General features: G+C 67.2%; 10 protein-coding genes and 2 pseudogenes. 1 reads left to right on the top strand and 11 read right to left on the bottom strand.

Annotated elements, in window-relative coordinates:
- The 9 genes and pseudogenes from PO768_RS25990 to PO768_RS25945 form a co-directional block, all read right to left on the bottom strand.
- Positions 1 to 183, bottom strand: a pseudogene (locus PO768_RS25990) (acetyl-CoA carboxylase biotin carboxyl carrier protein); the annotation flags it as partial.
- A 78-nt stretch (positions 184 to 261) separates the two neighbouring features.
- Complete coding sequence (gene aroQ, locus PO768_RS25985; protein WP_137941579.1) at positions 262 to 717, bottom strand: type II 3-dehydroquinate dehydratase; 456 nt, start codon at positions 715 to 717, stop codon at positions 262 to 264.
- A 135-nt stretch (positions 718 to 852) separates the two neighbouring features.
- A complete protein-coding gene (locus PO768_RS25980; protein WP_137941580.1) occupies positions 853 to 1,377 on the bottom strand; it encodes a TlpA family protein disulfide reductase in 525 nt (174 codons plus the stop codon).
- Positions 1,374 to 1,976, bottom strand: a complete 603-nt coding sequence (locus tag PO768_RS25975; protein ID WP_272648362.1) for a hypothetical protein — start codon at positions 1,974 to 1,976, stop codon at positions 1,374 to 1,376. The genes PO768_RS25980 and PO768_RS25975 overlap by 4 nt, the downstream gene beginning before the upstream one ends.
- Positions 1,977 to 1,986: 10 nt before the next feature.
- Entirely contained in the window at positions 1,987 to 2,721 is a 735-nt protein-coding gene (gene mtgA / locus PO768_RS25970) for a monofunctional biosynthetic peptidoglycan transglycosylase (protein WP_440402363.1), read from the bottom strand.
- Positions 2,718 to 3,688: pseudogene (locus PO768_RS25960) on the bottom strand (shikimate dehydrogenase). The gene mtgA and the pseudogene PO768_RS25960 overlap by 4 nt, the downstream one beginning before the upstream one ends.
- Positions 3,685 to 4,539 carry a cell envelope integrity protein TolA gene (locus PO768_RS25955; protein WP_137941584.1) on the bottom strand — a complete coding sequence of 285 codons (855 nt, stop codon included), beginning with the start codon at positions 4,537 to 4,539 and terminating at the stop codon, positions 3,685 to 3,687. The pseudogene PO768_RS25960 and the gene PO768_RS25955 overlap by 4 nt, the downstream one beginning before the upstream one ends.
- Positions 4,540 to 4,541: 2 nt before the next feature.
- Positions 4,542 to 6,572: a ribonuclease catalytic domain-containing protein gene (locus PO768_RS25950; protein WP_272648359.1), complete on the bottom strand. Its 2,031-nt coding sequence runs from the start codon at positions 6,570 to 6,572 to the stop codon at positions 4,542 to 4,544.
- A 10-nt stretch (positions 6,573 to 6,582) separates the two neighbouring features.
- Positions 6,583 to 7,317, bottom strand: coding sequence for a DNA/RNA non-specific endonuclease (locus tag PO768_RS25945; RefSeq protein ID WP_442953303.1), 735 nt, complete (start codon positions 7,315 to 7,317; stop codon positions 6,583 to 6,585).
- Positions 7,318 to 7,566: 249 nt separating this feature from the next.
- Between PO768_RS25945 and PO768_RS25940 the strand changes: the two genes are divergently transcribed.
- Positions 7,567 to 8,784 carry an ATP-binding protein gene (locus tag PO768_RS25940; protein ID WP_272648358.1) on the top strand — a complete coding sequence of 406 codons (1,218 nt, stop codon included), beginning with the start codon at positions 7,567 to 7,569 and terminating at the stop codon, positions 8,782 to 8,784.
- Positions 8,785 to 8,819: 35 nt separating this feature from the next.
- Here PO768_RS25940 and fabG read toward each other — a convergent pair whose 3' ends face one another.
- Positions 8,820 to 9,560 carry a 3-oxoacyl-ACP reductase FabG gene (gene fabG / locus PO768_RS25935; RefSeq protein ID WP_272648357.1) on the bottom strand — a complete coding sequence of 247 codons (741 nt, stop codon included), beginning with the start codon at positions 9,558 to 9,560 and terminating at the stop codon, positions 8,820 to 8,822.
- On the bottom strand, positions 9,557 to 10,153 hold the full coding sequence (locus tag PO768_RS25930; RefSeq protein ID WP_272648356.1) for a YqiA/YcfP family alpha/beta fold hydrolase: 597 nt from the start codon (positions 10,151 to 10,153) through the stop codon (positions 9,557 to 9,559). Before PO768_RS25930 ends, fabG begins: the two co-directional genes overlap by 4 nt.
- Positions 10,154 to 10,592: the final 439 nt, after the last annotated feature.

The raw sequence follows: 10,592 nt of genomic DNA, 5'->3' as shown, positions 1-10,592 counted from the left end.
GACCGCCGGGGCGGCGGGCGCGGCCGCAGCGGGAGCCACGGCGGGGGCGGCCACCAGCGGCGCGGCGACCGAACCGTCGGACTTGACGATGCGCACCTTGCCGTCGGCCTCGGTGATTTCAAGTTCAGAAATATTCGACTCGGACACCAGGTCGATCAGGGTCTTGAGCTTGCGCAGATCCATAAGGCTTCTCCAACAGAGATGATGGTTGTTATGTTTCAGTGTGCGGCCGCCCGTGCGGCACGCCGATGACGGGCCTGATCAGCCCGCCCCCTCCGACTTGCTCTTCAATGCCGTCAGCGCGTACTGCAGGGCCAGTTGATAGCCCTGGGCACCCAGCCCGCAGATCACGCCATCGGCGAGTGCGGAAAAAAAGCTGTGGTGCCGGAAAGGTTCGCGCTTGTGGATGTTCGACAGATGGACTTCAACAAAGGGTATGGCCACGGCCGCCAGCGCATCGCGCATGGCCACGCTGGTGTGCGTGTAGGCCGCCGGGTTGATGATGATGAAGCGGCAACCGTCGCGGCCCGCTGCCTGAATGCGGTCGACCAAGGCACCCTCATGGTTGCTTTGGAAGGATTCCAGCTTGGCGCCAGCTTTGGTTGCGATCTCTGCGAGATCGGCATCTATCTGGGCCAAAGTCCGCGAGCCATAAACCCCAGGCTCCCGGCTGCCCAGGAGATTGAGATTGGGTCCGTGAAGTACAAGAATCTGCATCTGCAGCGTGCCTCAGGCATTAGAGCTTGGACACTAGAAGCGATAAAGCCTGGACTTTACGCTTTTTAGGGGCTGTTCAAGACAGCTGCCTAAAAATATATCGCTTGACCTGAGTCCTGGCTTGGGCTTGCCCGCTCAGGGCTGGCTGCGGCCCAGCTCGCGCAATTCTGCCAGATGGGTGGCGCCCAGCTTGCGCCAGTAAGGCTCGCCCTCGGGGCCGAAAGCCACGCTGAAGGGCAGGCCGCCCTGCAGATTGCCCAGTGTGCGGGCCAGCTCGGTGCCGGTCAATCCGGCCAGGCCGATGGTGAAACCGACCGGCAGCTTCTTCAGGAACTCGCGCACCGGCGTCGGGGCATCGACCGCCAGCCCGAGCAGCTGCCAGCCCGGATGCTCGCGCGCGAACTGGTCGAGCTCGGGCATTTCCTTGACGCAGGGTGCGCACCAGGTGGCCCAGAAATTCAGCAGCAGCGGCTTGCCCCGCAGGCTGCTGGCCTGCAGCAGACCCCCCTCGGGGCGCTCGAAGCTCGATGACCAGAAAGTGTTGGCGGCGGCCGAGAGCGGTTCGGGTCGATGGCCGCGCAGCCCATAGCCGACACCCAGCGCCGCGGCGCCCAGGCCGGCGGCGCCGATCAGCAGCCGCCTCTTGTTGATCGATGTCAAGACGGGTTCTCCTGCAGCAGTTTGCGCAAAGCGCCCAGGTCGCCGCGTTCGCTGCGGCCCTTGGCGTCGGGTTTGAGGGCGCCGCGCACATCATCGAAATCCAGAATGCTCAGCGCCACCGTGACGCTCTCGCCCAGCGCCTGGCAGGGGGCGGCCAGGGTCAGCACATCGATGGGCTGGCCGCGCGGGCCCGTGATCGAGCCGACCTCGTAGTCGACCCGCCAGTTCAGCAGGGCGATCTCGGCCGACTTGCTGTCGTCGCAGAACAGCTGCAGATGGATATTGGACAGCCGGGTGGCCGTGCCGCGCCAGACCGCACCGCACAGATGGGGCCGGAACTCGGCCAGCCGCTCCATCCACATCGCCGCCAGCTCGCGCAGCGCGGCCAGCTCGGCCGGTTGCGTGTCGGCGCAGAACAGGGCCAGATAGTCGCGCACCTGCTCCTCGAGCTCGTCATTGCCGGGCAGGGCGGTGCGCTTGGGCAGGCCCAGGGTCTTCAGCGCGCGCTGCTTGGCCGGGCCGTATTCCAGCCCCTCCTCGACCACCAGCCGGGCGGCGGTGGCGGCGATCTCCTGACTCAGACTGCTGTACTCGTCCATGGCTTGCGCCTCAATCGGGCAGTTCGACCGCGCCCATCCGGGCCGCTATCGTCGCAGCTCGCGAAAGCACATAGGGCGAGGCGGGGCGTTTCTCGAAACGCTTGGGCGCCGGCAGCATCACCGCCAGCCGGGCGGCCTGGCCGGCGGACAGCCGGGCCGCATCGACGCGGAAATAGTGGCGCGCGGCGGCCTGGGCGCCGAAAACGCCCTCGCCCCATTCGACATTATTCAGATAGATGGTCAGGATGCGCTGCTTGCTCAGCAAGCCCTCCAGCATCAGGGTCAGCACCAGCTCCTGGCCTTTGCGCAACAGATCGCGTTCGCCGCTGAGGAACAGATTCTTGGCCAGCTGTTGGGTGATCGTGGAGCCGCCGACGATCTTGAGCTTGGGGGCCGGCCGGCCGCGCTGCTCGGCGCGCTCGACCCGGGCCTCGGCCTTCTGATTGCGCTCCCAGGCCTTTTCCAGCGCATCCCAGTCCACGCCGGCATGCTCGGCAAAGCCGGCATCCTCGCTGGCGATCACCGCGCGGCGCAGGTTCTTGGACAGCTCGGCCTCATCCACCCATTGCTGGCTCCACAGGACCTGCCCCTTCTCGCTGGCCAGGCGCCAGATCTCCGAGCGCTGGAAGCTGGTCGACTGCGGGTCCAGCACATTCATCAAGAGGATGCGGGCGGCGAAATAGAGCTGCAGCGCCAGCAGGCCCAGCAGCAGCAGGATCAGCAGGCGGCCGAGCTTGCCCATCATGGTGCGACCGCCAGCTGCGCGCGCAGCGCCGCCAGTACCGGCGCGGTTTCGGGGCGCCGCCCGCGCCAGATTAGAAAGGACTCGCCGGCCTGCTCGACCAGCATACCCAGGCCGTCGCGGCCCTCGAAGCCATGGGCGGCGGCCCAGTCCAGAAAGCCCCGGGCGGCCGGGCCATACATCATGTCCAGCGCCAGCGCGCCGGGCTTGAGCGCGGCCGCCGATACCGGCACCGCCGCGCCGCCCAGGCTGGCGCTGGTGCCGTTGATCAACAGGTCGAAGCCCGCACCAAGGTCTTCCAGACCGCTGGCGGCCAGGCGCACGCCATGCCGGGCGGCCCAGTCGGCATGGCTCTCGACCAGGGCATGGGCCTTGTCGGCCGAGCGGTTGGCCAGATGAATCTCGGCTGGGCGCGCCGCGANGCCAGGCGCACGCCATGCCGGGCGGCCCAGTCGGCATGGCTCTCGACCAGGGCATGGGCCTTGTCGGCCGAGCGGTTGGCCAGATGAATCTCGGCTGGGCGCGCCGCGATCAGGCTGCCCAGCACGCCGGCCGAGGCGCCACCGGCGCCCAGCAGCAGCACGCGCTGGCCGGCCAGCGGCCGCGCCGCGTTGTGCTCGATATCGCGCACCAGGCCCAGGCCGTCGCTGTTGTCGCCGAACCAGCCGCCTTGCTCCTCGGTGTCGAAGCGCAGCACATTGACCGCGCCGGCCAGCGCCGCGCGCGGGCTGCGCCGCGCAGCCAGATCATGGGCCTCGAACTTGAAGGGCACGGTCACATTGCAGCCGCGACCGCCGGCCGCAGCAAAGCCGCGCAGGCTGGCTTCGAAGCCGTCCAAGGGGCAGAGCAGGCGTTCATAGACCAGCTGCTCGCCGGTCTGGGCGGCGAACATCGCATGGATGTCCGGCGAGCGGCTGTGGGCCACCGGATTGCCGGCGACCGCATAACGATCAATGGGTGCAGTGCTCATGGTTGGGCAGACAAGGTGGTTTCCAGGCCGTCCTCGCGGGTGAAGCGAAAGCGCGAGGTGATCACCAGCACCTCGGCGCCCTGGCGCATCGCGGCGCTGAAGGGGCCGAAGGGCCCGGCGGCGCGCACGATGGCCACCGCCCGCCGGTCCAGCACCGCGTTGCCGGAGGAGGCGACGATATCGGTCTCGATCACGCGGCCGCGCAAATCGACATGGATGTTCAGCGTCAGCTCGCCATAGAGCTTCTTGCCGCGGTGCTCGGGGAAGTCGCGCGTGCCGCGCGCCTCGATGCGCCGGCGCAGCTGGTCGTAATACTGGGCATAGACGACCTCGCGGGTGGCCGGGCTGATGTAGCGCTTCTTGGGCCGGGCATTCTCGTCATTGACCCGTTTTTCGATCTCGGCGAGCAGCTGGATCAGGCGCCGGCGCTTCTCGGCCTGCTCGATCGCCTCGGGCTTGCTCTGGTCGCGCTGCGGATCCGGCGGCGGCAGCAGGGCCAGCGCGCGCCGCAGCTGGGCCAGCAGCTGTTGCTGCTGCTCCTGCAGCTGGGCGATCTGGGCGCGCTGCAGCTCGGCGCTGTCGCCGCTCTCGGGCTGGCGCGAAGGCGGCAGCGGCGAGGTGGCGCGGCCGAAGTCGGCCTCGCCGCCGCCGGCCAGATTGGCCTGGGCCAGCGCCTGGGCCTTGACCGGGGCCTCGTTGCCGCGGCTGTTGACCAGCACGACCTCCAGCGGCGTGTCGCGGAAGATGCGATCGAAGCCCTCCGGATCGGCGATGCGCAGGGTCAGCAGGCCGGCGTGCAGGCCCACCGACAGCAGCAGCGCCATCTGCAGATTGGAGAGCCGCAGCGCCATCGTCAGGAGCTGCTGGCCTCGGCAGCCTCGCCCTCGGCCGGCGTCAGATCGATGGCCAGGGTCAGCGCGCCGGCGGGTTCTTCGTCCTCGTCCTCGGCTTCGGGCTCGGCTGCCGTCTCGGCCACATCATCGAGGCGGGCCAGCAGATTGGCATGCACGTCCAGCGTCATCTCGTCCAGGCCGGTGATGCGCACCCGCACATGGGCGCCGCGCGGCAGGGCCTCGCAGCCCAGGGTCTTGAAGACCAGGGGCAGATCGTCGGCGCGCACCAGGCCGTCCTTCATCACCGACGCGTTCAGCTCGCTGATGCCTTGCTGCTGCAGATAGCGCAGGGTCCAGAAGCGCTCGATGCCGCTCTGGAAGCCGTTGTAGGCGCTGTAGGCGGCGTCAAAGCCCGAGATGATGGAGAACAGCTGCGCGTCCTTGGGCTTGAACGGGGCCACCAGCGCGGCCGTGCGGCCATGGCGGGCGCAGGCAATGATCTGCCACTGGTTGACCAGGTCCACATAGCGGCGCAGCGGCGAGGTGGCCCAGGTGTATTGCTTCACGCCCATGCCGGCGTGGGGCTGGGCCCGTGTGCCCATGCGTACCTTGACACCCGGCGCCATGCTGGCCTGGCTGCGGTAGATGCCGGGCAAACCCAGCTCGTCGAGCCAGCCACCCCAGGTCGAGTTGGCCAGGATCATCGCCTCGGCGACGATCAGGTCCAGCGCCGAGCCACGCTGCCGGGTCGTGATGCTGACCTGCTCGCTGCCGTCGGGCTCGCGCCCGGTGCTGCTGTCGAGGCGGAAGTTGTAGTCGGGTCGGGTGAAGTTCTCCGGCTTGCCGCGCACCACTGCGCGCTGTGCCTTCAGCACCTTGGCCAGGCGCATGCACAGCGCCAGCTCGGGCGCGAAAGCATAGTCGGCCGGCGCCTCGCCATTGAGCGAGGCCTCGGTGATGATGCCGTCGAGCTTGTCGTGGCGCAGATTGGCCGCGATGGGCACGCGCTCGAGCTTGGTCTCGCTGCGCTTGACCGCCAAGGTCGCCTCGTCGAGCGTGAAGTAGATGGACACCGCCGGGCAGTCGCGCCCTTCGATCAGCGTGTAGGCCTGCACCACCTCGTCGGGCAGCATGGTCAGCTTCCAGCCCGGCATATAGACGGTGGACAGGCGCTCGCGCGCGACCTTGTCGACGGCCGAGTCGGGCTGGAAGGCCAGGCCCGGCGCGGCGATATGCACGCCGAAGATCACCTCGCCCGTGCCCAGGCCCTGCACCGACAGCGCATCGTCGATCTCGGTGGTGGCCGAGTCGTCGATCGAGAAGGCTTGCACCGCGGCCAGCGGCAGCTCGTCCTTGATCTCGGGTGCCTGCAGCGCCGGGAAACCGACGCCCTTGGGGAACTGCTCGAACAGGAAGCGCTTCCAGTGGAACTGGTAGGGGCTGGAGATCGCACCGGCATCCTTCAGCAGGTCCAACGGTGCCTTGTGGGCGCGCCGCGTCGCCTCGACCACGGCCTTGTACTCGGGGCCGTTCTTGTCGGGCTTGAACAGGATCTTGTAGATCTGCTCCTTGATCGGCGCCGGGCACTGGCCGGCGGCCAGCTCCTCGGCCCAGGCCTCAATCTGCAGCGCCTGTTGGCGCTTGCGCTCGATGCCCAGCAAGGCGGCCTTGACGATGTCTTCCGGCGCCTTCTTGAACTGGCCCTTGCCGGCGCGGCGGAAATAGTGCGGCGCCTCGAACAGGCGGAACAGCGCGGCCGCCTGGTGGGTGATGCCAGCCTTGGCGTCGAAATAGTCGCGCGCCAGCTCGGCAAAACCGAACTCGGCCTCGGGCGCGAACTCCCAGGCCAGGTCGAGATCGATCTCCTGCGCCAGCCGCTGGCCCTCGGCGATCAGCTCGGCCGGGGCCGGTTTTTCGAACTTCAGCAGCACATTGGCTGACTTCACGTTGACGCGCGTGCCGGACTCCAACTCGATCTGCATCGAGCTATCGGCTTCGGACATCACGCGGCCGGCGAGGAATTTTCCGGCTTCATCGAACAGGGCAAACATGGGGGGATTGTCACCGATGCCGGGGCAGCCACTCGACGCGGGTGCGGCGCACCAGCTCCTGGTAGCTGATCGGCCGGGAGGCCTGCTCGTCGTCGCGGTTGGCCTGCCAGTGAGCCCAGGCCTGGCCGGTGTGGCTGTCATACACCAGCTTGAACAGATGGCTGGGCACGCGCACACCGTTGGGGCCGATACGCGGGCTGGCGCTGTCGAACACCGGCGCGGTGATCACATAGACATCGCCGGCGGCGCGCTGCGCGTACTTGCGCGTGTCCTGCTCGATCTTGGCCCAGGCGCCCGAGTTGTGGCGTATCGCCTGGGGCACCATATTGGCCAGCGAGAAGGATTGCGCCATCGCCGCCTCGGTGGCCATATCGCCGGACGGGGCCAGGTGGCCGCGCGAATAGCCGGAGCGTTTGTAGTCCTCCAGCTCCGCACGCTCGGGCTGCGGCAGCCGGGCATCGGCGAAAAAACGGTCGGACTTCTGGCGCTTGACCCCGCCCAGGCCCTTGCTGTTGAGCCGCTGCGCTACATAGACGGGCGTCTTGCTGTCGCCGCTGTGCAGCACCGCGAAGCCGTCGAAGCAGAGCTCGCGCTGGCGCGGCGTCCGCGGCACCGGGGGCGTCTGCTGCCCGGCAAAAAAGGCCAGGCAGCGGCTGAAGGAAGTAGGGAGCTTGGCGAGCTCGGCGGCGGGGGAGGCGCTGGTCTGGGCGGCGGTGCTGGCTACGATGGCGCACAACCAACTCAGCCTGATTCGAAACAAAGCAAAGGACACGGACGGACGGTGCTCGGAAGTCAAAAAAAGGGCTGCATTGGACCACGACGCGCCACTGAATTTAGGCAGGTGCCTTGACCGATTCCGACCTGACCCCGCAGCGTGGCAGCCGGGCCAATAGGTCACGCAGTGCGGGACCTTTGTGGCGACGGACGCGATGCGCCCGCCAAGCTACCGACCGAGGCAGCCGCGAAACTGAGTGAAACTTTCAATCCATCCCGCATGCAGCCTTTGAACGACTTAGAACTGCTGGCCTTGCTGGATAGCTTGGAGAGCGACCGTGCCGAGCGCAAGCAGACCTGGAAGGGCAGTGCGCCAGACAAGGGGCGGGAGGCGGTCTGCGCTTTCGCAAACGACCTGCCGAATTCCGGTCAACCGGGTGTGCTGTTCGTTGGAGCTCGGGATGATGGCGAGCCGACCGGGCCGGAGTTCGAAGTGACGGACGCTCTGCTGCAGACCTTGGCCGACATCAAGACAGATGGCAAGACGGTGCCTCCGCCGACCTTGACCGTGGAGCGCCGCGTCCTGAAGGGGCGAGCCATGGCTGTTGTGACCGTTTGGCCGTCCGATGCGCCGCCGGTACGGTATGAAGGGCGTATCTGGATCCGCATCGGGCCGCGCCGTGGGCTGGCTTCGGCGCAAGACGAGCGCATCCTCAGCGAAAAACGCCGCTACAGGGATCGCAGCTATGACACCCGACCTGTCTACGGCAGCGATATGGCGGCATTGAAGCGGAGCTATTTCGAGCACGACTTCCTGCCACAAGCGGTGGCGGCCGATGTGCTCGAAGCCAATAGCCGCAGCTACGAGGAGCGACTGGCCAGTCTGGGCATGATTGCCAGTGTCGATGAGCCTGTGCCTACGGTAGTGGGCATGCTGACGCTGGGCAAGAATCCACGCGTCTGGTTGCCTGGAGCCTATGTGCAGTTCCTGCGGATCCAGGGTATCCATTGGGGTGATCCGGTGCTGGATGACGCCGAGCTGGACGGCACCTTGGACACGGTCTTGCGCCGCCTTGATGAGAAGCTGAAGGCGCATCTGGCCACCGCTGTGGACTTCACTTCCGGTTCGGTCGTGGAGCAGCGCAGCAGCGCCTACCCCTTCAGTGCCTTGCAGCAGGTGGTGCGCAATGCCGTCATGCATCGGACCTATGAGGGCACGAATGCGCCGGTGCGGGTCTACTGGTTTGACGACCGTATCGAAGTTCACAGCCCCGGTGGCCCCTATGGTTCGGTGAACAAGCAGAACTTTGGTCGTCCCGGTGCCAGCGACTACCGCAACCCCGCCATTGCTGGTGTGCTGCGTACTTTGGGCTTTGTGCAGCGTTTTGGCTTCGGCATTGCGGAGGCCAAGCGTTCCATGCGCGAGAACGGCAATCCCGAGCCCGAGTTCCAGGTGGATGACAGTGCCGTACTGGCGATCTTGCGGCGTGCTCCTTGAAGGCGCTCGGCACCCGTGCTCACCGGGCAGCCCGCTTACACCGTCATGCCCCCCGACACCTCCAGCACCGCGCCATTGACATAGCTGGCCTCGTCGCTGGCCAGGAAGGCGTAGACGTTGGCGATTTCCTCGGGCTTGCCCAGGCGCTTGAGCGGCACATGGGCCTGCATCTGCTCGATGACCTTGTCGGGAATGGTCGACAGGATGGGCGTCTCGATGAAGCCCGGCGCCACCGCATTGACCCGCACGCCCTTGGGTCCCAGCTCGCGGGCCCAGGTCTTGGTGAAGCCGATCACGCCGAACTTGGCCGCGGCGTAGTTGGTCTGGCCGAAGTTGCCATAGATGCCCACTACCGAGCTGGCGTTCAGGATCACGCCCGCGCCCTGGGCGCACATGGTGTCGGCGACCGCCTGGGCGCAGTGGAAGACGCCGCGCAGATTGACGTCGATCACCGCATCGAACTGGGCCAGCGTCATCTTCTGCAGCCGCGCATCCTTGGTGATGCCGGCGTTGTTGACCAGCACATCGATGCGGCCGAATTCCTCCAGCACCGAGGCCACCATCAGGTCCACCGAGACACGGTCGGTCACGTCGACGGTATGGCCCTGGGCCGTGCCGCCACCGGCCTCGCAGGCCGCGACTGCCGCCGCCACGCCCTCGGGCTTCAGATCGCAGACGATGACGGTGGCACCCTCGCGGGCGAACTTCAGCGCGGTGGCCAGGCCGATGCCCTGGGCGGCGCCGGTGACGATGGCGATCTTGTTCTGCAGTCTCATAGATGGAGGAAGTGGGTCAGTTCGTGGAGGTAGTCGTCGAAATCGGACAGGCCGTGGTCGCTGCCTTCCAGCAGCAAGATGCGGCAGGCGGCATAGCGCTGGTGCATCTCGCGCCAGTCCAGCACCTCATCACCCTTGGCGATCACGGCCAGATAGCGCTCGGGATGGCTCAGCGCACCGGGCGCGAGGGCGCGCAGCTCGTCGACGAATTCGGGCTTGAAATAGAACTGCTGGCTGGGGTCCTGCCAGCAGCTTTGCTCGCCCAGATGCTTGGCCAGATCGCGCGCCGGATCCACCGCCGGATTCAGCAGCACGGCCGGGCAACCCAGGCGCTGGGCCAGCACCGTGGCATAGAAACCGCCCAGCGAGCTGCCCATCAGCGCCATGGACTCGCGCGGCCAACCGGCCACCAGGTCCTCGGCCAGGGCCACAGCCTCGGCCGGCGAGGGCGGCAGCTGTGGGCAGGCGAACACCAGATCGGGGCGGTGCTCGGCCACCCAGGCCGTCATGCGCTGGGCCTTGGCCGAGCGCGGCGAGGAGCGAAAGCCATGCAGATAAAGCAGGTGGGTGGTGGTCTGGGCTGCGGGCAACATGGCGGCGAAGTCTAGCGATTTGCGCCGCCGCAGCGGTCCGCTGCGCGTCTTTGTGGGCTTTTTGTGCGGTTTTCGCCCGAACTCATGCGATGAAGCACGGTTTCCGACGGCCGGCTGGCGTTCTGCCGCATTGACTGGAGCCGGTCAGCAAGAGACAGTTGCCGACTTTATTTACCAATCAACCCCGCTGGCCGTGGGGGCCTACCGGCCCCGGCCGGCCGCCAGTGAGTGTCGAATGAGTCTTGCGAAGAAGTCTGTGAATATGCCCGCCCCCCTGAAGCGCGAGGGTCTGGGCCTGTCGGCGGTGGCTGCCGCCATCGTCTTGCTGAGCGGTTGCGCCAGCCTCGAGACTCCGAAGACGGCTGCGCCAGCGCCTGCCGCGACCAGCCCGGCCCCGGCCGCCGCGCCCAACTTCCCCGGCGCCGCCGCCAGCGCGCCG

It is taken from the genome of Paucibacter sp. XJ19-41 (assembly GCF_028462495.1).
In the GTDB taxonomy this organism is placed as follows: Bacteria; Pseudomonadota; Gammaproteobacteria; order Burkholderiales; family Burkholderiaceae_C; genus Roseateles_E.
This window is presented reverse-complemented; position numbering and strand designations above follow the sequence as displayed.